General features: G+C 58.4%; 14 protein-coding genes and 1 pseudogene. 8 read left to right on the top strand and 7 right to left on the bottom strand.

Annotated elements, in window-relative coordinates:
* Positions 1 to 2: 2 nt before the first annotated feature.
* From mnmH to G5287_RS05940, 4 genes are all read right to left on the bottom strand, one after another.
* Positions 3 to 1,118 carry a tRNA 2-selenouridine(34) synthase MnmH gene (gene mnmH / locus G5287_RS05955; RefSeq protein WP_421172365.1) on the bottom strand — a complete coding sequence of 372 codons (1,116 nt, stop codon included), beginning with the start codon at positions 1,116 to 1,118 and terminating at the stop codon, positions 3 to 5.
* Positions 1,115 to 2,152: a selenide, water dikinase SelD gene (gene selD / locus G5287_RS05950; protein WP_421172366.1), complete on the bottom strand. Its 1,038-nt coding sequence runs from the start codon at positions 2,150 to 2,152 to the stop codon at positions 1,115 to 1,117. The genes mnmH and selD overlap by 4 nt, the downstream gene beginning before the upstream one ends.
* Positions 2,153 to 2,559: 407 nt before the next feature.
* Positions 2,560 to 3,744 carry an acyltransferase family protein gene (locus G5287_RS05945; protein WP_421231010.1) on the bottom strand — a complete coding sequence of 395 codons (1,185 nt, stop codon included), beginning with the start codon at positions 3,742 to 3,744 and terminating at the stop codon, positions 2,560 to 2,562.
* A 333-nt stretch (positions 3,745 to 4,077) separates the two neighbouring features.
* Complete coding sequence (locus G5287_RS05940) at positions 4,078 to 5,271, bottom strand: class I SAM-dependent methyltransferase (protein WP_335828627.1); 1,194 nt, start codon at positions 5,269 to 5,271, stop codon at positions 4,078 to 4,080.
* A gap of 293 nt (positions 5,272 to 5,564) precedes the next feature.
* Between G5287_RS05940 and G5287_RS05935 the strand changes: the two genes are divergently transcribed.
* A complete protein-coding gene (locus G5287_RS05935; protein WP_421231009.1) occupies positions 5,565 to 7,133 on the top strand; it encodes a flagellin in 1,569 nt (522 codons plus the stop codon).
* Between the two features lie 129 nt (positions 7,134 to 7,262).
* Here G5287_RS05935 and G5287_RS05930 read toward each other — a convergent pair whose 3' ends face one another.
* A complete protein-coding gene (locus G5287_RS05930) occupies positions 7,263 to 8,693 on the bottom strand; it encodes a methyl-accepting chemotaxis protein (RefSeq protein WP_421231008.1) in 1,431 nt (476 codons plus the stop codon).
* A gap of 82 nt (positions 8,694 to 8,775) precedes the next feature.
* On the opposite strand from G5287_RS05930, the gene G5287_RS05925 reads away from it, so the two are divergent.
* Both G5287_RS05925 and G5287_RS05920 read left to right on the top strand, forming a co-directional pair.
* Positions 8,776 to 9,048 (top strand): acylphosphatase, encoded by a 273-nt coding sequence (locus tag G5287_RS05925; protein ID WP_194496408.1) that lies wholly within the window; start codon positions 8,776 to 8,778, stop codon positions 9,046 to 9,048.
* A gap of 15 nt (positions 9,049 to 9,063) precedes the next feature.
* Positions 9,064 to 9,930, top strand: coding sequence for a CHAD domain-containing protein (locus G5287_RS05920; protein ID WP_421231007.1), 867 nt, complete (start codon positions 9,064 to 9,066; stop codon positions 9,928 to 9,930).
* A gap of 136 nt (positions 9,931 to 10,066) precedes the next feature.
* Here the strand turns inward: G5287_RS05920 and metG are convergent, their stop codons facing one another.
* Positions 10,067 to 12,100: a methionine--tRNA ligase gene (gene metG / locus G5287_RS05915; RefSeq protein WP_026034905.1), complete on the bottom strand. Its 2,034-nt coding sequence runs from the start codon at positions 12,098 to 12,100 to the stop codon at positions 10,067 to 10,069.
* A gap of 186 nt (positions 12,101 to 12,286) precedes the next feature.
* Here metG and apbC point away from each other — a divergent pair, with 186 nt between their 5' ends.
* The 5 genes and pseudogenes from apbC to G5287_RS05890 form a co-directional block, all read left to right on the top strand.
* Positions 12,287 to 13,369 (top strand): iron-sulfur cluster carrier protein ApbC, encoded by a 1,083-nt coding sequence (apbC, locus tag G5287_RS05910; protein ID WP_005345574.1) that lies wholly within the window; start codon positions 12,287 to 12,289, stop codon positions 13,367 to 13,369.
* A gap of 110 nt (positions 13,370 to 13,479) precedes the next feature.
* On the top strand, positions 13,480 to 14,124 hold the full coding sequence (gene udk / locus G5287_RS05905; protein ID WP_005345570.1) for a uridine kinase: 645 nt from the start codon (positions 13,480 to 13,482) through the stop codon (positions 14,122 to 14,124).
* A 63-nt stretch (positions 14,125 to 14,187) separates the two neighbouring features.
* Entirely contained in the window at positions 14,188 to 14,769 is a 582-nt protein-coding gene (dcd, locus tag G5287_RS05900; RefSeq protein WP_005336719.1) for a dCTP deaminase, read from the top strand.
* 377 nt (positions 14,770 to 15,146) lie between these two features.
* Entirely contained in the window at positions 15,147 to 16,616 is a 1,470-nt protein-coding gene (locus G5287_RS05895; RefSeq protein WP_181224080.1) for an inorganic phosphate transporter, read from the top strand.
* A 116-nt stretch (positions 16,617 to 16,732) separates the two neighbouring features.
* Positions 16,733 to 17,355, top strand: a pseudogene (locus G5287_RS05890) (IS3 family transposase); the annotation flags it as partial.
* Positions 17,356 to 17,801: 446 nt separating this feature from the next.
* Here G5287_RS05890 and rne read toward each other — a convergent pair.
* Positions 17,802 to 20,894: a ribonuclease E gene (gene rne / locus G5287_RS05885; RefSeq protein ID WP_421231006.1), complete on the bottom strand. Its 3,093-nt coding sequence runs from the start codon at positions 20,892 to 20,894 to the stop codon at positions 17,802 to 17,804.
* Positions 20,895 to 20,921 lie beyond the last annotated feature (27 nt).

The raw sequence follows: 20,921 nt of genomic DNA, 5'->3' as shown, positions 1-20,921 counted from the left end.
GGTCAGCCGCGCAGCGCGCTGGCATGCTGCTCGGCGAAATAGTCGAGGCAGGCCTGCTTGTCACCGCGAAACACGATGCGCTCCTGCTTGTTGCCAAGCTGATAGAGATACATGGGGTCGTAGTAGCGGGTCAGCAGCAACGTGATCCAGGCCAGATGCAGCGCGGTATCGCCGCTCTTTTCCTGCTCGGTGAGGGCGGTTTGCATCAGGGCATCCAGCTCACGGTGGGCCTGATCGCCGAGACGGCGCTTGAGGCGGGCCAGCGCATCGGTGAGGTAGGCGGCAAACAGCGGCCAACCGGCTTCCTGACCATACATGGCTTGATAGCGCAGCCAGAGATCGTGCACGTAATCTTCACGGATCTGCTCGGCCCGATCGATTTGCGGAACATCCACCACCACCAGCGGTGCCTGACTCATGGCCTCATGGAGGGAGAGGGGCAGGCAGCAGCGGCCAATCAGGCGGCTTTCATCCTCGACCACGAAGGTCTGCTCGCCGCGATGGCGGCGCTTGAGCAGCTCGATGGCGAGGTTGTTTTCAAAGTTGATGTTGCTGGGTTGGCCGCCGGGCAGCTGACCGAAGGAGGAGCCCCTGTGATGGGCATGCCCCTCCAGATCCACCGCCTGGGTCACCTGATCGAGCATATGGGTCTTGCCGGAGCCGGTCATGCCGGTCAGCACACTCCAGTGACACTCGGCAGAGGCCTTGTCCTGGGTGTCGATCAGAAAACGGCGCAGCTCCTTATAGCCACCGGCGACGCGGGGGCGAGTCACCCCCTCTTCAGCCAGCCACTGTTGTACTGTTTGCGAGCGCAGGCCGCCGCGAAAGCAGTAGAGCACGGCATCGGGCTGCTGGCGCAACTGCGCCAGCCAGCCTTCGAGTCGCTCGGCACGTACTGCGCCCCCCACCAGCTTGTGTCCAAGCTCAATGGCGGCGGCCTGACCCTGCTTCTTGAAGCAGGTCCCCACCTGCGCGCGCTCATCGTCTGTCATCAAGGGCAGATTGGTCGAGCAGGGGAAGGCCCCCTCCTTGAACTCGATGGGGGCGCGCACATCAATTAACGGCACATCGTCCAAAAAGAGTTGGGCGTAGTCCGTGGCCAGTGGCAATTCACTCATTGGACAATCTCGATAAAGCGGTAGCCCTCAAGGGGCTTGATCTGGCCGATGGGCGAGAGCGCAAGGCCAGCTTCGCGCGCGATGGCGAGCAGCTCGGCTTCGCTCTCTTTCCCCACGGCGACCAGCAGGCCGCCACTGGTTTGCGGGTCGCACATGATGTTGCGGGTGCGATCGTCCATGGCATCGAGCTTGTGGCCGTAGGAGTCGTGGTTGCGCAGGGTCCCGCCCGGGACGCAGCCCTCGGCGAGGTAGTAATCCACCTCGTCCAGCAGCGGCAGCGCCTTGAAGTCGAGGCGGGCGCTGACGCCAGAGCCTTCACACATCTCCAGCAGATGGCCCGCCAGACCAAAGCCGGTGACGTCGGTCATGGCGTGGACACCCGGCAGCTCGGCAAAGCGCTGGCCAATCTTGTTGAGGGTGCACATGGCGTTGGGGGCCAGTTGCTCGTGTTCAGGCTTGAGCTTGCCCTTCTTCTGGGCGGTGGTGAGGATGCCGATACCGAGGGGCTTGGTCAGATAGAGGGTGTCACCCACCTCGGCGGTATCGTTCTGCTTGATGGCATCCAGAGGCACGATACCGGTAACCGCGAGGCCGAAGATGGGCTCGGGGGCATCGATACTGTGACCACCGGCCAGCGAAATGCCCGCTTCATGGCATACCTGACGGCCACCGTCGATCACCTGCTGGGCCACTTCCGGCGCCAGGGTATTGATGGGCCAGCCGAGGATGGCGATTGCAACGATAGGCTTGCCGCCCATGGCGTAGATATCGCTGATGGCATTGGTGGCGGCGATACGGCCAAAGGTGAAGGGGTCATCGACGATGGGCATGAAGAAGTCGGTGGTGGAGACAATGCCCTGACCGTTGCCGATATCGACCACGGCCGCGTCATCCTTGCTGCTGTTGCCAACGATCAGGGTCGGGTCGTTGAAGCCCGGGATCTGGCTCTTGAGAATGGTGTCGAGCACCTTGGGAGAGATTTTGCAGCCACAGCCAGCGCCGTGGCTGTATTGGGTCAGACGAATGGAAGACATACTTACCCCTTGTTTGTGCACCGTGTGCAGAGGCTCTGCGGGAGCCATCTTGGTCAATGCGCGGCCATCTACCGTCATGTAAAGAGCCGCAAAAATAGGTGGCCTTGGCTGCTTCTGGAAGCAGTGATGTCAGGCAGTCACGCAGGGCTGCCGGGTAGGACGGGGAAGAAGAGGCGACAGATGCGCCAACACAGCCCCGCCAAGGGCCACAGGACAGGGCATTATGCCACAAATGCCCCCTCCGGTTCGAACAGGAATTCACACAAAGCGAAGGGGATTGGCGGGTGAAAGGTAAGGGACGAGGGCGCTGCCATGAACCGCTCAGCTATCGGCAGGGGAGAGCACTCGCAGATTTGCCCGCAGAGGTTGGCTTGACCTCTGCGGGGCAATCAGCTGACAAAAACAGATTAGCCGGCTTGCTCCAGCACCGGTTGGCGAGCCTTGCCCCAGCGGCGCAGGCGCCGTTGCAGTGGCCGCTCCAGCAGGTTGTAGCTCAGCGCCGAGAGCCCGATCAGCACCGCCAGCATCAGCAAGGTTGCCACTACCCCCAGCAGCGGGTTGGTCTGGCCATACCACCACTCGGTGATCCCCGGCGCCAGATAGTGGATGAGCTCGCAGCCGGTGAGTAGCACCAGCGCATGGAGCAGGTAGATGGAGTAGGAGAGATCCCCCAGCCAGTTGGTGAAGCGGTTATCCAGGAGGCGCAGCAGCGGGCTTTGGCGATCGCCCTGGCAGGCGGCAATCCAGATCAGCAGCACGTAGGAGGCGATCAGCAGCAGTGTCAGCTGCGGCGTCATGGTGAACTGCATCAGCGCAAAGGGCAGCACAAAGGCGACCAGCAGCGGCAGATCTCGCTTCATCATGGGGAAGTTTTCCGCGGCCTTGACCCTCGGCAGCAGCCACAGGCCGAGCACAAATTCGCTCACTCCGCGCCCCACCGCCAGCACGCCGCTGGTGACATCCAGGGTGCCGCGACTGTGCACGATAAAGGCCAGCACCGTCAGCACCAGCAGGGGGGCGAGATGGCTCCAGCGACTGCGGGTGACCGCCAGCGGAATCAGCAGCGGGAACAGCAGGTAGCTGATCCACTCCACGCTGAGCGACCAGGCGGCGAAGTTCCAGGTCAATCCGTGATCGGTCACCACCTGCAGCAGCAGGAAGGCGCTCGGCAGCGCCTCGGCCGGGGTGAAGGGGGAGCCGAAGGGGGGCATCCCTTCCCACTCCCACATCTTGAACAAGGGGCCGGCGTAGAAGCCCACCCCGTGCTGCGCCTTGTAAAGCTCCCAGCCGACCAGCAGTAGCAGGGTGACGAGGTAGAGGGGATAGACGCGGGTCAGCCGCAGCCAGAGAAAACGGCCATAGCTCACGGTGCGGGGTGTGCGGGTGAAGGCCTCCCCATAGACATGGGCCAGCACCACGCCGCTCAAAATAAAGAACAGGTCGACCCAGAGGTAGCCATTCTCGATGAGTTGGGTGTGGCCTGCTATCGACTCCATCCACTGGGGAAAGAGCAATAATCGGGCATGGAACAGCACCACCATCAGGGCAGCGATGCCCCGCAGCGGCGTTAACAGCGGCAATGATTGATTCATAACGGGATCCCTTGTGATGTTCAGCTTGGCCTGACATCGATCTTTGTTGTTGTACCGCCCATCAATCCTGACGGGACGGTTGCCCCGGCTTGGCTGCCGCAGGCGGGATCACACTACGGAAAAGAGAGTCATACGGATGTGATTTGAATCATAAATGTGCAGCTTTTGTGCAATGAAATTTAAACAGAGAAGCCGTGGAGAGCAGGTAGGGAAAGAGGAGGAGAGGAAACACCAATAAAGCAGAGAGGGTGGTCATTCAGGCCTATACGGCGCGGGCAAAACAATCAGGCCCGCAAGGGGCCTGATTGATCACAAGGGGAGGGTGGTTGCCGATCAGCGGGCGCGTACCACCAGACCCTTGAGGTAGAAGCCTTCCGGATAGGCGGTACCGATAGGGTGATCGGAGGCCTGGGAGAGCAGCTCCAGGATCTGGGCATCGCGACCGGCATCAAGCGCTGCATCGGCAACGATCTTCTGGAACAGGCTCTGCTCCATCAGGCCGGAGCAGGAGTAGGTCAAGAGCACGCCACCCGGCGCCAACAGCTGGAACGCCAGCATGTTGATGTCCTTGTAGCCACGGCAGGCACCCAGCAGCTGCGCCTTGCTCTCGGCGAACTTGGGCGGATCCAGCACGATGACGTCGAACTTCTCGCCCTTCTCGCGGTATTCACGCAGCAGCTTGAATACGTCGTGACGGACAAACTGGGTGTTGCTGGTATCCAGCCCGTTCAGCTTGGCGTTCTGGCGGGCGATATCCAGCGCATTCTGGGAGAGATCGACGTTGACCACTTCCTTGGCGCCGCCCTTGAGGGCATAAACGCCAAACCCGCCGGTGTAGCAGAAGCAGTTGAGCACCCGCTTGCCTTCGGTGTACTTGGCGGCAGCCTGACGGTTGTCCCGCTGATCCAGATAGAAACCGGTTTTGTGGCCGTTGCGAATGTCTACCAGGATCTTGACGCCGCCATTCTCCTCGATGACCACCGGCTCGTTCGGGGTCTCGCCATAGATAACGCCGGTGCGCTCTTTCAGCCCTTCCTTCTTGCGCACTGCCACATCGGAGCGCTCATAGATGCTGCACTCGGGGTAGAGGGTACGCAGTGCCTGCGTTATCAGCTCACGCTGGAACTCGGCACCGGCAGAGAGGATCTGGCACACCAGAAAATCGGCATAACGGTCGATGGTCAGACCCGGCAGGCCGTCGGATTCGGCGGCGCAGAGGCGATAGCCGGTGAGGCCCTGGCGCTTGATCAGCGGATCGCGAGACTCTTGCGCATATTTGAGGCGACGGATAAAGAAGTCGAGATCGACGGTCTCATCCTTGTCGAAGGTCCAGACCCGGGCTCGGATTTGGGAGCTGCCTGACCAGGCGCCACGGGCGAGCCACTTGCCATCGTTGGCATAGATCTCGACGGTATCGCCGTCAATGGGGTTGCCCTGAACCCGCTCAATCCCCTTGGAGAAGATCCAGGGGTGGCGACGCAGCAGGGATTTTTCGCGGCCTTTGACGAGATAGATGGAAGCGCTCATGAATGTTTGCCGATGGTAGAAAGAAAAGGGGCCACATTCTATGTGCAATAGTGCGGCTAAGCCAGCCTTTGCTGGTATATGGCAGAGTGACGAATTGTACAACTGGAGAACGCCCGAGTGTTGCATATGCAAGATTTGCAGAATCTCAATGTTGGCGTTTCACGCTGCTTATCTTATATACCACAGCTGGTTATGCTTGTTTTGCGTTCAATACTGGTTGTCATGTGCGCAAAATGTAGTCAGCAAAGCGTTTTAACCTTACTTTATAGTGATTTTCGCTAAAGAGTCATTTGATGATGTCGATAGTGGGGAAGACCATTTTGAATCTTTCCTGTATCGAGCTGTCCATGTCCCTCTCCATCGCTACCAATATTTCTGCCGTTAATGCTTCTCGCCATCTTGGTCAATCATCCAACACGCTGGATTCGGTATATCGACGACTCTCATCCGGCTTGCGCATCAACAGTGCCACCGATGATGCAGCCGGCTTGCAGATCAGTAATCGCCTCACCAGTGAAGTGAACGGGGTCAACACCGCTATTCGCAACGCCAACGATGGGATCTCGGTGATCAACGTGGCTGATGGTGCGCTTGATGAGTCGATGAACCTGATGCAGCGGATGCGCACCCTGGCGCTGCAGTCGGGAAGCGGTGCCAATACGGCAGAGGATCGTGTTGCTCTTAATGCCGAATTCAAGCAATTGCAGTTGGAGATGGACCGGATTGCCACAGGCACCCGGTTTGCCGGGCAGGATTTGCTGGCGGGGAGTTACAAAGGCATCTTCTCGGTTGGTGCCTATGCAGGGCAGAATACCGTCATTACCGATCTCAATGCCCAGACCAAAAATCTGGGGGAGATGGAGTGGCAAGCGCGCAGTCCGGCAGGAAGCAAGCCAGGGGCGTATGACATTGCTGATCTCAAGCTTTCATCTCAGCCTATCACCCTTAATGGCGTCACTTTTGACAAGGACTATTCAACCCTGGAAGCGTTCGTCGCAGATATTAATGGCACCACCTTTCCCAATAATCAGGGGCCGGTACAAGCGCAACAACTGCCATTTTCTGTCGCCTCCGCGGTCGATTTATCCGCATTACCCTCCTATATCGATGTGGCGGGTCACTCTGTGGATTTGACCACAGGCATTGATATGACCGGATGGGATCCGGTCAATCCGACAGCAAAAAATAGTGCCATCATGGCAACCGTGGTTCAACGCATCAACAGTACTGCGCAATCGGCAGGTCTAGGTTTTTATGTGAGTGCCTCCAACAACAGCAATCCCGCCAGCAATGTGTTGACCATGCATAGCGCTCAGGGCAACAGCCTTGCGCTGGCGAATGGCACAACCCCCCCTCCGCAGCCAGCACCACCGGCGCTTCCGGTGATCAGTAGTTCCTCTCTGAGCTCTCTGTTACCCGATGTTACATCGACGACGTATATCGGTCAGATGGAGCTGCGCTCATCAGGCGACAAGTATTCCAATATTGATATGCAGGGATCCAGCTTGCATGCGTTTGGCTTTTATCAAGAGGACAAGAAGAAATATACCGTTGATAATATTGATGTTCTTAGTGAAGACAACGCCAGCAGGGCCATCAAAACCCTGGATGTGGGTATGAAACAGCTGGGTGTTCAGCGCGCTCGGCTCGGTGCCCAAGCCAATGCGCTGGATTCACGGGTACGCAATCTGGCCAATGCCAATGAGAACCTCAGCGCTGCCCGCTCAAGGATCCGGGATGCCGACATGGCTGTGGAATCGGCGCGCTTGGTCAGCACCCAAATCTTGCAGCAGGCGAGAGCTTCGATTTTGAGTCAGGCAAACAGTCGCCCCAATGCGGCCCTGAGTTTGCTGCAATCCTGAGCGGGACTGCCAGCCAGCATAGCAATTGGTCGCTATCATTCATGGTCACTATCCATAAAGACAAAGAGGCCACCCAATGGGTGGCCTCTTTTCTTATTGCTTCTTGTTGCCGGATGCTATTCGGCAGCGTCAGAGAGTGATCCCCTTGAGTGCTTGGGTCAGTTCGCTGGCGGTGGCTTTCAGCCCTTGCGTGCCAGCCACCGAGGCGCTGGCAGACTCCTCCACCTGCGCCGCTTCATGGCGCACTTGATCCAGATTGTGGGTGATCTCGGTGGCGACCGAGCTCTGCTCTTCGCTGGAGGTGGCGATCTGGGTACTCATCTCCAGTACCGCATCGCTGTGGTTGCTGAGCTTTTCGATATCGAGCCCCACCTCGCTGATGAGCTGCTGGCTGCTGGCGGCGCGCCCCACGGTTTTCTCCATGATCTCGTTCAGCGCCCCGGTACCGGTCTGCAGCTCTTCGATCATCTGCTGGATCTCCACCGTCGCCTGCTGGGTACGACTGGCGAGGGTACGCACCTCATCAGCTACCACCGCAAAGCCGCGACCCTGCTCACCGGCACGGGCCGCTTCGATAGCGGCGTTGAGGGCCAACAAGTTGGTCTGCTGGGAGATGGCGTTGATGACGTTGACCACCTCGTTGATCCGGTTGGCGTTGTGGGTGAGCCGCTCGACCGCGCCGGAGGCGTTGCCAATTTCGTCGGCCAGGGTGCGGATCGCTTCGATGGTGCGGGCTACCCGGTTGGCGCCATTGGCCGCCTCTTCGCTCGACTGGCGGGTCTGCTGCAGGGTGTCGTTGGCATTGCGCGCCACTTCGCGGATCGCCGCCGACATCTGCTCCATGGCAGTGGCCAGTGAATCCATGTGCTGGCGCTGGGAACGCGCCATGGTCTCGCCTTCGCGGGCATGATCACGAAACTCGTCGGCGGCCATGGTCAGCGCTTCGGCAGACTCCTCCACCAGTTTGACGATCTGGTGCTGGCGGTCGGTAAAGCGGTCGATGCTGCCCGCCAAGGTGGAGAACTCGTCGCGCACCGGGAAGAAGTTGAGGCGGAAGGTGAGATCCCCGTCCGCCACGGTTTGCAATGCCTTGTTGGTGGAGTAAAGCGCACCGGAGACAAAGGTCATCATGTAGTGGATCACCAGCGCCATCAGGGCGGCCAGCGCGCCGATCAGGAGCAGGGTCGAGCCCTGCCCCTCCCACATGGAGAGGTTGCCGGTATCGAGATCACCGGTGACGTAGCCCGCCTGACCCGCTGGCGCGCTAAAGAGGTAGTGATCTCCTTGCTGCTGCAACCCGCTGCTGCCTTGCCGGGTGAGGCGCAGATCAGCAGGCAACACCAGAGTGGGCTGCTGGCTGACCAGCTGCGCCGTGGTTTCGACCCGTTGTTGCAACTGCGCTACCCGCAGGGAGATCTCCTGCTGATGGCTGGCCGCCAGCATGTACCAGCTGAGGAAGGCGATGATGAAGAGAGGTAACCAGAACGCGATATGGAATTTTTCACTGATGGTGAGGTGAATGAGATAGCGGTCAACCCACCGGAATTTAACTTCTTTCATAATGGAGCTGCATCCTGCAGAGATAGAGTGTCGGGCACATTATCGTCTCGGGAATTTTTTTCTTAAGCAGAAGGTGTGAGAAATGGGAGAGCAATCGTTTGTCATTCGGGTGTGGGGGCAGGTGCAAGGGGTCGGATTTCGCTACTTCACCCGTGAGCGTGCCTTGCAGCTGGGGCTGCGCGGCCATGCCTACAACCTGGAGGATGGGTCGGTGGAGATCCTCATCAGCGGGCCGACGCAGGGGGTACAGATGATGCTGGGCTGGCTGGAACATGGCCCGCGCACCGCCAGGGTGACCCGGATGGAGTATGAAGAGGCGCTGCCGCCCACCGGTCAGGGCTTTCACACCAACTGAAGGGGCGGAGACGAGATGGACGCTGACAAGGAAGGTCTGTTGCTGACTCAGGCAACAAGCTGGGTCGCCCGTTATCAGGAGGCGGCGCGGACGGTGCGCGAAGAGGCCAGTGAACCGGCCGTGCATGGCTACCGTATCGCAGCGCGCCGCTTGCTGGCGCTGCTCGCCCTGTGGCGGCCACTCACCTATCATCCCGAGCTGGAGCGGCGTCTGCTGCGCTCGGTCGGGCGGCTTTCGGCGCTGCGGGATGCTCAGGTTTACGCCGAGCGTTTTGGCAAGCCGCCTGCCAGCACGGGCAATACTCACAAATCGGCCTGTCGCGTACCCCTGTTGTCGCGGCGACTGGCCCGCTGGCTTGCGGCGGTGGCGCAGGTGCAGGATGCGTGGGCATTGGCGTTCCTCTATCAGCAGCATCTGGCCCTGCGCCTTGATGAGGCGCAGAGCGCTCACGATGAACCTATTCCCTGCGTTGGGAAATCTGCCAGCTCCCGTCAGCAACAGTTGCGCCGCTGGCATCGGCTGCGCCTCGAGATCAAGCAGGCCCGTTATGGCGTGGAACTGTTGCTGGATCTGGGGAGTGGAGATCCCGGCTGGTTGAGCACTTTGACTCACTGGCAGGAGCGACTCGGCCAGTTGCAGGATTGGCGTCAATGGCGGCGGAGGTTGCGAACAGAGCAGGGGAACACCTGCAAGCAGACGAAACTGCGGCAGCAGTTGAAGGGGAAGATCACCGCCCGTTTGTGTCAACTGGACTGCCAGCAGGCGGAGCTGGTGGCGCTCAAACTGGCGATGCTGGCAGGCCACAACATGAATGACATGCCAAGTCGGGTGGTCAGGTATTCAGAACAAAATGTATCGTCCACCAAGTCAAGCGCTGGATAGCCTCGAGGCCGCAATCTACGAAAGTCATCCGCGACCAGCATCTACAAAAACTATCCAAGCCAAACAGGTGAGACAAAAAAGAGAGGCCGTTTGGCCTCTCTTCTCTATCTGGTTGTGGTCGCAGTCAGCAATACGCTTACTTGACGCGCATGCCCGGCTGGGCGCCTTCCTGCGGCTCCAGGATCCAGAGATCCTTGCCGCCCGGGCCTGCGGCCAGCACCATGCCTTCGGACATGCCGAAACGCATCTTGCGCGGCGCCAGGTTGGCCACCATCACGGTCAGCTTGCCTTCCAGATCTTCCGGGTTGTAGGCGGACTTGATACCGGCAAACACCTGACGGGTTTCGCCGCCGATATCCAGTTGCAGCTTGAGTAGCTTCTCGGCTTCCGGTACCGCTTCGGCCTTCTTGATCAGCGCTACGCGCAGGTCAATCTTGGCAAAGTCGTCATAGGTGATGGTTTCGCTGATGGGGTCATCAGCCAGCGGACCGGTCACTTTCGGTGCCTGCTCTTTGGCCAGGTCTTCCTTGGATGCCTCGATCATGGCTTCAATCTTCGCCGGCTCGATGCGGGAGAAGAGGGCCTTGAACGGGGCAACGGTGTGATCGACCAGCGGCATCTCGATGCCATCCCAGCTGAGGGTTTCGGCCAGGAAGGCTTCGGCACGTTCGGCCAGGAGCGGCATGACGGGCTTGAGGTAGGCCATCAGCACGCGGAACAGGTTGATGCCAACAGAGCAAACCGCTTGCAACTCGGCGTCAGCCCCTTCCTGCTTGGCGATGACCCAGGGAGCCTTGTCATCCACATAGCGGTTGGCCTTGTCGGCCAGCGCCATGATTTCACGGATGGCGCGGCTGAACTCGCGGCTCTCATACGCTTCGGCAATGGCGGTACGGGCATTGGCAAACTCGGCGTAGAGCTCGGGTTCGGCGCAGGTTGCCGCCAGCTTGCCGCCAAAACGCTTGGCGATAAAGCCGGCGTTGCGGGAGGCAAGGTTGACCAGCTTGTTGACCACGTCGGCGTTGACGCGCTGCACGAAATCTTCGAGGTTCAGGTCCAGATCGTCGATGCGGCTGTTGAGCTTGGCGGCGTAGTAGTAACGCAGGCACTCCGGATCCAGGTGGTTCAGGTAGGTAGATGCCTTGATAAAGGTACCCTTGGATTTGGACATCTTGGCGCCGTTGACGGTCACATAACCATGCACGTTGACCTTGGTCGGCTTGCGGAAGTTGGCACCTTCCAGCATGGACGGCCAGAACAGGCAGTGGAAGTAGGCGATATCCTTGCCGATGAAGTGGTAGAGCTCGGCGTCGGAGTCCGCTTTCCAGTAGCTGTCAAAGTCGATGTCGCCGCGCTTGTTGCACAGGTTCTTGAAAGAGGCCATGTAACCGATGGGGGCATCCAGCCAGACGTAGAAATACTTGCCCGGGGCGCCCGGAATTTCGAAACCGAAGTAGGGGGCGTCACGGGTGATGTCCCACTGCTGCAAGCCGCTTTCGAACCACTCCTGCATCTTGTTGGCCATCTCTTCCTGAATGGCGCCGGAGCCACGTACCCACTCAGAGAGCCATTTTTCAAACTGCGGCAGGTCGAAGAAGAAGTGCTCGGAGTCCTTCATTACCGGAGTGGCGCCGGAGACGGCAGATTTCGGATCGATCAGCTCGGTCGGGCTGTAGGTGGCGCCGCAGCTGTCACAGTTGTCGCCATACTGCTCCGGAGACTTGCACTTGGGGCAGGTCCCCTTGACGAAACGGTCCGGCAGGAACATGGATTTTTCCGGATCGAACAGCTGGGAGATGGTGCGGCTCTTGATAAAGCCACCATTTTTCAGGCGGCCGTAGATCAACTCCGCCAGCTCACGGTTTTCGTCGCTGTGGGTGGAGTGATAGTTGTCAAAGCTGATGTTGAACCCGGCGAAATCGGCCTGGTGCTCCTTGGAGACAGCGGCAATCATCTCTTCCGGGGTGATCCCCATCTGCTGTGCCTTGAGCATGATCGGGGTGCCGTGGGCATCATCGGCACAGATGAAGTGCACCTGATGACCGCGCATTCGCTGATAACGAACCCAGATATCGGCCTGGATATGTTCCAGCATGTGGCCAAGATGGATGGAGCCATTGGCATAGGGGAGGGCGCAGGTTACCAGCATTTTACGAGGATCAGTTGCCATATTACGTTCTTGATGTGCTTGTTGGGATGATAGAGTGCCGTGCATGTTACCCGAATTGGGGGTAGCCTGCCTAGGGTTGTGGCTATGCCAACCTTGGCAGCACCTGCTGTTACGATGGCAGGCAAACCACTGATTTGTGTGCGGTAACCGTTCACCTCAAGATAATGACAAGATAATGAGGAGTTAATGGTGATTGATTCAGTAAAACAGATCCTCGCCGAATTTAAGCCAGCAGGCTGGCACAAGGATCTGGTGGATGCCGGATTCGTTCGCGAGATCATCAATCAGGGTCAGGGGCTTACTATCCGGCTGGTCTTGCCGTTTGCCGGTCTCTCGCTGCTCGATCAGCTCAAAGAGAACTACGATGCCAGGCTGCGTAGTGCCACCGGCGCTGCCCGTATCGACTGGGCACTGGAGATTGACGTCGCCAGCATGCCGCGGGCGCAGGGCCTCAATGCCGTGCAGGGCATTCGCAACATCATCGTGGTTGCTTCCGGCAAGGGCGGGGTAGGCAAGTCCACCACCGCAGTCAATCTGGCACTGGCGCTGCAAAAAGAGGGGGCGCGGGTCGCTATTCTCGATGCCGATATCTATGGCCCTTCCATTCCCACCATGATGGGCACCCTCAAGGAGCGCCCGGTCAGCCATGACGGCAAGCTGATGGAGCCGGTGATGGCCTGCGGCCTCAAGAGCAACAGCATCGGCTATCTGGTCTCCGAGCAGGATGCCACCATCTGGCGTGGCCCGATGGCGAGCAAGGCGCTGGCGCAGATCCTCCATGAGACCCGCTGGGGCGAGGTGGATTATTTGGTGGTAGACATGCCGCCGGGCACTGGCGATATCCAGCTCACCATGGCCCAGCAGGTGCCGACGTCGGCGGCGGTGATTGTCACAACCCCGCAAGATGTGGCGCTGGCCGATGCCCGCAAGGGGATCGCCATGTTCAACAAGGTCAATGTGCCAGTGCTCGGTATTATCGAGAACATGAGCTACCACGTCTGCAGCGCCTGTGGTCATCATGAGCCGCTGTTTGGTACCGGTGGCGGCCAGAAGATGGCAGAGCAGTATCAAGTGGCACTGCTTGGTCAATTACCGCTGCACATCGATATCCGCCAACACATGGATGATGGCTGTCCGACGGTGTTCGGCGCACCGGAAGGAAGCCTGGCTCAGGCCTATTTGAAGCTGGCGCGCAGGGTAGGGGCTGAACTCTTTTTCAGCGCAAAACCGATTGCGACCCCCCTCTATGCCATGGCGCTGGATGAATAATCGGCGGTCGGTCACTTGAAAGGGAATTGAGGGTGGGCATGACCCACCCTTTTTTATATAATGGATCGGTTTAAACCATCCCCACTGCTCTTCTCTTTTAGGTATTTGTCATGTCTGATACTCAACATTCGTGTGTGATCATCGGTATTGCGGGCGCATCTGCGTCTGGCAAAAGTCTTATAGCCCAGACCATTTATGAAGAGCTGGTGGCCGAACTGGGCGCAGGTCAGATTGGTGTGATCACCGAAGATTGCTACTACCGTGATCAGACCCACCTGACCATGGAAGAGCGGGTCAAGACCAACTATGACCACCCCAATGCCTTGGATCACGACTTGCTGGTACAGCACCTGAGCCAGCTGGTCAAAGGTGACGCGGTAGCCATTCCCCAGTACTCCTACACCGAACACACCCGGATGAGCGAAGTGACCCCGTTTGCGCCGCGCCGGGTGATCATTCTGGAAGGGATCCTGCTGCTGACCGACAGCCGTCTGCGTGATCTGATGGATGCCTCCATCTTCATGGACACCCCGCTCGACATCTGCCTGCTGCGCCGTCTGGTGCGTGATGTGCAGGAACGTGGCCGTACCATGGACTCCGTGCTCAAGCAGTATCAGAAGACGGTGCGTCCGATGTTCCTGCAGTTTATCGAGCCGTCCAAACAGTATGCCGATGTGATCGTGCCCCGTGGTGGCAAGAACCGCATCGCCATCGACATGCTCAAGGCGCGTATTCGCCACATGTTGATTGGTTAAGATGAAACAAGCCGGGTGATGCCCGGCTTTTTTAAAAGCACATTTTGTCAGGAGAGTCGCCCAATGCGTCTGTGTGATACCGATATTGAACGCCATCTGGATGAAGGCAAGATCGTCATTGAGCCACGGCCCGGGGTAGAGCGGATCAGTGGTGTCAGTGTCGATGTGCTGCTGGGTAACGAGTTTCGGGTGTTTCGCGATCATACCGCGCCCTATATCGACCTGAGCGGCCCGAGCAGCGAGATGGCCGATGCCATCGATCGGGTGATGAGTGACGAGATCCACATCCCCGATGGTGAAGCCTTCTACCTTCACCCGGGTCAGCTGGCGCTGGCGGTGACCTACGAATCCGTCACCTTGCCTGCCGATATCGTCGGCTGGCTGGATGGCCGTTCTTCATTGGCGCGCCTGGGTCTGATGGTGCACGTGACCGCGCACCGCATCGATCCGGGTTGGTCCGGTCGCATCGTGCTGGAGTTCTACAACGGCGGCAAACTGCCGCTGGCGCTGCGCCCGAAGATGAAGATCGGCGCCTTAAACTTCGAGATGCTCTCCGGTGTCGCGGCCCGTCCCTACAACAAGCGGGAAAATGCCAAGTACAAGAGCCAGCAGGGCGCCGTTGCCAGCCGTATCAATCAGGACTGATGACAGGCCGCATAGCAACGATTCAAGGGAGCACAAGGTGCTCCCTTTTTGCATCTGGAATCAAACGGATATGGGGTTGATGGTGCTGGTCGGATGAGATTAGTGGGGCAGGGACGTTTTATCACCACTTTCGCTCGTTTTTCTGTCATAAAAACGTCATAAAAATGAAATTATTGGCTTAATTGTCAGCTATTTTTGCCCTTTCCCGCAATCATTGGTGGCTTTAATTAATCGATGGCAAGCCGCATGATGACTGGCTCTAGGATATTTTTTTCCAAAAAGCTCTTTTTTTTTATGGCTGAAATATTTCAATGGTGGCTATGGTGTTGGCCGCCATCTGGCATAATCCGCCGCAACTCATAAACAGGCTTTTTTTTATGTTTGAAATGTTTAGTGGTTTGGGTTTGTGGTGGTCAATCGGTTTGGTATTGGCCGTTTTTTTTGTGCTTGCCTATGAATTTATCAACGGCTTTCACGATACCGCCAACGCGGTAGCAACGGTTATCTATACCAAGGCGATGCCAGCTCACCTGGCGGTCGTTGCATCGGGGATCTTCAACTTTTTTGGCGTCATGTTCGGCGGTCTGGGTGTGGCCTATGCCATTGTCCATCTGCTGCCCATCGACTTGCTGCTTGGGATGGACTCCACCCAAGGGTTGATCATGGTCTTCTCCTTGCTGTTTTCCGCCATCGTGTGGAACCTGGGCACCTGGTTCTTCGGGATCCCGGCCTCCAGTTCACATACCTTGATCGGTTCCATTCTGGGGGTAGGCGGCGCCTATGCCTGGATCACCCATAAACCGGTGACAGAAGGGATCAACGTGGGCAAAGCGATCGACATCATGCTTTCCCTCATCATTTCTCCCACCATCGGCTTCATCATCGCGGCACTGCTGCTGCTGGCGATGAAGCGCATCTGGACCAGCAACAAGATCCACAAAACGCCGGAAGAGCGCCAGCTGGTCGATGGCAAGAAGCACCCGCCGTTTTGGGCGCGTCTGACCCTGGTGGCCTCGGCCATGGGCGTCAGCTTCGTTCACGGCTCCAACGATGGCCAGAAGGGCATCGGTCTGGTGATGCTGGTGCTGATCTGTATGGCGCCCGCCTATTTCGCGCTGGACATGAACAGCCGCTCTTATGACCTGGATCGGACCCAGGATGCCAACCAGCGCATCATGGAGATCTACCAGCGCAACCAGTCCGCCCTCTCTGGTGTCATCAACTTCTCTGCACCGGCAACGGCTCAGGAAGAGCTGATGACCCACTGCTCCGCCGATGGCGTGCTGCAGGCGATGGCCACCCTGGATGCCCGTCTGGGTGCCGTGCGTACTTATGATCAGATGAGCCTGACTGACCGCCGCGAAGTGCGTCGTCTGCTGCTCTGTATTGATGACACCGCCCGCAAGGCTGCCAAGCTGCCGCTGCCAGCCAAGGAGCTGACCGATCTGGCCAAATGGCGCAAGGATCTGACCGCGACCGCTGAATACGCACCGACCTGGGTGATCGTCTCCATCGCGCTGGCGCTGGGTTGCGGCACCATGGTGGGCTGGCGTCGTATCGTCCATACCGTGGGCGAGAAGATCGGCACCACCGGCATGACCTACAGCCAAGGCATTGCGGCCCAGATCACTGCTGCTACCTCCATCGGGGTTGCCAGTCTGACCGGTATGCCGGTGTCCACCACCCACATCCTCTCTTCTGCGGTGGCGGGTACCATGGTAGCCAACAAATCCGGCCTGCAGAGCCAGACCATCAAGACCATTCTGATGGCCTGGGTGCTGACCCTGCCGCTGACCATGTTGCTCTCCGGTGGCCTGTTCATCGTCAGCCACCATCTGTTTGGCTAAATGCCAATACCATATTCGATAAAGGGCCTGCGGGCCCTTTTTTGTGTTTCCTGTCCTCTCCTGAATATGGTTTACACCTTTCCCCCCAATAAATGAACAGTCCTATGGGATAAGGTGTGAAACGGACACCGCGCGATGACTCGCTGACGTTTAAACTGGCGTTGGTCGAACAGATTGAAAAAGGCGAGCTCAGCTGCCTGCAAGCACAAGCCCGATATGGCATTCAGGGCAATTCGACCATTCTGGTGTGGTTTGCGTAAACATGGTTGGCAAGATTGGAGCCTGAGGTATCTGTACCCGCCGGCAATAGCATCACCATGCCTGACCCCGACAAACAGACGCACCAACAATGTATCAAAGAGCTCGAGCAGCTGGCGCTGATAAGCCTGAAGGCCCAAGTCGTCGATGTGCTGAAGAACGACTAGGCGTTTCCATCGTAAAAAAGCGACCCGATAAGTCCTCTCGCAGCGGCAGGTCGAGAGACTGACCATTGTCAGGGCTTGCCTGTTTCTGGGAATAAGCCGGCAGGCTTTCTACAAGCGCAATCGGGTTGCGGACGGACATCTAAGCTCAGGGGCTGCAGGTGGTGCGATTTGTGCGTCAGGTTCGGCTGCGACAACTGCAGGTCGGCACTAGCAAGCTGCATTATCTGCTTCAGGGTCAGGATGATGCCTAGTTCAAGGTCGGGCGGGACAGGCTGTTTCGGATATTGGCCGAGTACCGCTACTGGTGCAGCCCAGTCTAGGGTTTCCTCGTCGCGCAGTAATGCCGATTAATCCCTGTTTGTATTGTGTATGCACTGAGCGATGCTTTGCTGTTATATGCCAACAGACTAGAAATCGAATATCATTTTTAACGAGTCGGAAGATAGAATGAAAATCTTGAGCCGGTTTAGCAAACCTTTACGACACAGACACAGTTTGCTGTCGCCAAGCTCCCGGTTCAAACAGAGGAGGGAGTCATGAGCCAGTCTGTGGCTTGGTCAATGCCATGCGGCGTATCGGTAGCGGATTTGTTTGTCCATATCCGAGGTATTACTGACCGGAGTCGGGTGTTCAAGAGGATATTTGCATTAGGTTCCTCATCCAAACTCCTTATCGATGAAGCTCGAGCAATCTATGTCATGAAGATAAAAAAAGAGCCACACAATGGTGTGGCTCTCGATTTAGTCGTTACCGGTGGATATCAGGGGCGGCCGGCCGGGCAGGTGGCCACGTTGACGGCGGCAGTGCTGCCACCGTGACGACCTGATGTGCTCACTTCGTTGCGTACCAGCGGCGGGTAGTTAACCGGCTCACGAGCAGGCAGGGCAGGGGCTTCGGCGGGGGTTGCCATCGGCGCGGATGCTTTGCGGGCACGAGCCAGCAGGCCAGCTCCGTGAGCTACCTGTTTGGTGACGGCCGGAGTCTCTTCCACCGCAACGGCAGCGACAGGAGTCAGGGCTTCGACAACAGCAGCTGGCATTTCGACTGCAACAGGTACAGCTTCCACGACAGGAGTGTTGACTGCAGGGGCTTCTTCAACAACCGGAGCGGTTTCAACCACGGTTGCGGCAGCCACGTCGACAGCCGGAGCGTCGACAACGGCAACTTCCGGCTCTGCTGCAACCACGACCTCAGCGACAGCTGCAACAACCGGGCTGGCAGCCACATCGGCTTGAGTTGCTTCGACCTGGGCAGCAGCCTGCTCGGCCGCTTCTTCAGCAACGGCTTCGACAACCACATGCTCGGTCAGTGCCGCAGAGGCTTGCAGAGCAGCAGCGACGGCTTCAGCGCTCGGGATGGTAACAACAGGCACTACCGGCTCTTCAACCTGCGCTTTGGCAATATCTGCCTGGGCTGCGGTGGTCAGAGTGGTGGTATCTTGCTGTTCTTCGTCACGCTGGCTGCGGACATCTTCGTTGATGCGCTTGCGGCGCTGACCTTCGATACGCTGGCTGCGCGGAGTGCGGCGTGAACGGCGCTGGCCTTCACTCTGCTCTTCCTGCTCGTTACCCACGGTGGCATCGATCACTTCAGCTTGCGCTGGTACTTCGTCAATCGGCAGGGCAGGGGTGTCAGCAGCGGCGACATCGACGCGGATCTGCTTGCGCAGTTGGCGACGTTCGCGGCGCTCGGCCACTTTCTGCTCTTTCTCCTGACGTGGCTGGACGGCAGTTGCATCAACGCCGTCTACCGCTTCAACAACGACTTCGGCGCGCGGCTCACGGGGAGCACGAGGTTCACGGGCTGGACGTGGCGCACGTTCCTGGCGCGGCTCGCGAGGTTCGCGCTCCTGACGGGGTTCACGTTCCATGCGCTGTTCGCTACGCACCTCACCACGGGCTTCACGCTCCTGACGAGGCTCGCGCTCTTTGCGGGGACGGCGATTGCGGTTTTCACCGGCTTCGCGGTTGCCACCTTCACGCTTCTCGCCAGCTTCCGCATTGTTGCGGTTGCCACGATTGTCATCACGACGAGGACGCTGACCACGGCCACGGCCTTCTTCGCGCTGGTGACGTTGACCCTCTTCTTTGCGTGCTTCACGAGCAGCAGGTTTCTCGGCGGGCGCTTTCACGTCGGCAGGGGCAGCATCGCTGCTGAACAGGCCGGTAATGCCTTTGATCAGCTTGCTGAAGAAGCCGGCTTCGGCAGGGGCCGCAGCAACGGGAGCCGCCGGCTGTTGCGGTGCAACAGGGGCCGGTTGTGCCGGTTGGGCAAAGCCTTGCAGTAGCGGTTGCTCACGCTCGATCACCTGAGCTTGCTTCGGTTGGTAGACCGGCTTGGCAATCTCGGTTTTCAGCTCGTAGCTGGCCGCTTCCGGGATCTCGTTCTGACGAATGCGAGTCACTTCGTAGTGCGGGGTTTCCAGATGCTGGTTCGGAATGATGTAAACACGCACATCATTGCGCTGTTCCAGACTGGCGATGGCGGCACGCTTCTCGTTAAGCAGATAGGCGGCAACATCCACCGGCACCTGGCCGTGAACCTGCTCGGTATTGTCCTTCATGGCCTCTTCTTCGATGAGACGCAGGATGGACAGGGCGAGGGATTCGTTGTCACGGATCACGCCCTGACCCTGGCAACGGGGGCAGATGTGGCTGCTGGACTCGTTGAGGGAAGGGCGCAGACGCTGGCGAGACATCTCCAGCAGACCGAAACGGGAGATCCGGCCCAGCTGGATGCGGGCGCGATCCTGATGAACCGCTTCACGCAGACGGTTTTCTACTTCGCGCTGATGGCGAACCGGGGTCATGTCGATGAAGTCGATTACGATCAGGCCACCCAGGTCGCGCAGACGCAATTGACGGGCAATTTCGTCGGCCGCTTCCAGGTTGGTTTGCAGCGCAGTCTCTTCGATATCGCCGCCCTTGGTGGCGCGGGAGGAGTTGATATCGATGGAGGTCAGCGCTTCGGTCGGATCGATAACGATGCTGCCACCGGAAGGGAGGCGCACTTCACGCTGGAAGGCTGATTCGATCTGGCTCTCAATCTGGAAGTGGTTGAACAGGGCAACTTCACCCTTGTACAGCTTCACGCGGTTGAGGAAATCGGGACGTACCAGCTCGATATGGGCCTTGGCGCGTTCGAAAATCACCGGATTGTCGATCAAAATCTCGCCCACATCGCGACGCAGGTAGTCACGGATGGCACGCACGATGACGTTGCTTTCCTGGTGGATCAGCACCGGCGCAGCGCGCTCCTGAGAGGCCTTGTGGATGGAGTCCCAGTGGTTGAGCAGAACGTTCAAATCCCATTCCAACTCTTCCGGAGACTTGCCCACACCAGCGGTACGCACGATTAGCCCCATGCCTTCCGGCACGGTCAATCCACTCAGGGCTTCTTTCAGTTCAGTCCGCTCATCACCCTCGATGCGGCGGGAGATACCACCGGCACGGGGGTTGTTGGGCATCAGTACCAGGTAGCTACCTGCCAGGCTGATAAAGGTGGTGAGGGCTGCACCCTTGGTGCCTCGCTCTTCCTTGTCGATCTGGACGATAACTTCCTGACCTTCGCGGACCACTTCTTTGATGTTGGGACGACCCTGATAGGAGTAACCGGAGGGGAAGTAATTGCGGGCGATCTCCTTCAACGGCAGGAAACCGTGGCGCTCGGCGCCGTAGTCGACAAAAGCAGCTTCAAGGCTGGGTTCTACGCGGGTGATCTTACCCTTGTAAATGTTCGCTTTCTTCTGCTCGTGTCCCGGACTTTCAATATCCAAATCGTAGAGCTGTTGTCCGTCAACCAGCGCTACGCGCAACTCCTCTTCTTGAGTTGCGTTGATAAGCATTCTTTTCATTGAGTTCTCATTATTGTGTCATTTTGA

This window comes from Aeromonas sp. 603079, from assembly GCF_049172135.1.
Lineage (GTDB): Bacteria > Pseudomonadota > Gammaproteobacteria > Enterobacterales > Aeromonadaceae > Aeromonas > Aeromonas veronii.
The sequence above is the reverse complement of the archived record's forward strand: the minus strand, read 5'-3'. Positions and strand labels throughout refer to the sequence as shown.

Coding starts and splice junctions, on each gene's coding strand:
- dcd (WP_005336719.1), top strand. CDS start 14,188: ATGCGTCTGTGTGATACCGATATTGAACGCCATCTGGATGAAGGCAAG.
- G5287_RS05940 (WP_335828627.1), bottom strand. CDS start 5,271: ATGAGCGCTTCCATCTATCTCGTCAAAGGCCGCGAAAAATCCCTGCTG.
- selD (WP_421172366.1), bottom strand. CDS start 2,152: ATGTCTTCCATTCGTCTGACCCAATACAGCCACGGCGCTGGCTGTGGC.
- G5287_RS05945 (WP_421231010.1), bottom strand. CDS start 3,744: ATGAATCAATCATTGCCGCTGTTAACGCCGCTGCGGGGCATCGCTGCC.
- metG (WP_026034905.1), bottom strand. CDS start 12,100: ATGGCAACTGATCCTCGTAAAATGCTGGTAACCTGCGCCCTCCCCTAT.
- apbC (WP_005345574.1), top strand. CDS start 12,287: ATGGTGATTGATTCAGTAAAACAGATCCTCGCCGAATTTAAGCCAGCA.
- rne (WP_421231006.1), bottom strand. CDS start 20,894: ATGAAAAGAATGCTTATCAACGCAACTCAAGAAGAGGAGTTGCGCGTA.
- G5287_RS05925 (WP_194496408.1), top strand. CDS start 8,776: ATGGGAGAGCAATCGTTTGTCATTCGGGTGTGGGGGCAGGTGCAAGGG.
- G5287_RS05935 (WP_421231009.1), top strand. CDS start 5,565: ATGATGTCGATAGTGGGGAAGACCATTTTGAATCTTTCCTGTATCGAG.
- G5287_RS05930 (WP_421231008.1), bottom strand. CDS start 8,693: ATGAAAGAAGTTAAATTCCGGTGGGTTGACCGCTATCTCATTCACCTC.
- udk (WP_005345570.1), top strand. CDS start 13,480: ATGTCTGATACTCAACATTCGTGTGTGATCATCGGTATTGCGGGCGCA.
- G5287_RS05895 (WP_181224080.1), top strand. CDS start 15,147: ATGTTTGAAATGTTTAGTGGTTTGGGTTTGTGGTGGTCAATCGGTTTG.
- G5287_RS05920 (WP_421231007.1), top strand. CDS start 9,064: ATGGACGCTGACAAGGAAGGTCTGTTGCTGACTCAGGCAACAAGCTGG.
- mnmH (WP_421172365.1), bottom strand. CDS start 1,118: ATGAGTGAATTGCCACTGGCCACGGACTACGCCCAACTCTTTTTGGAC.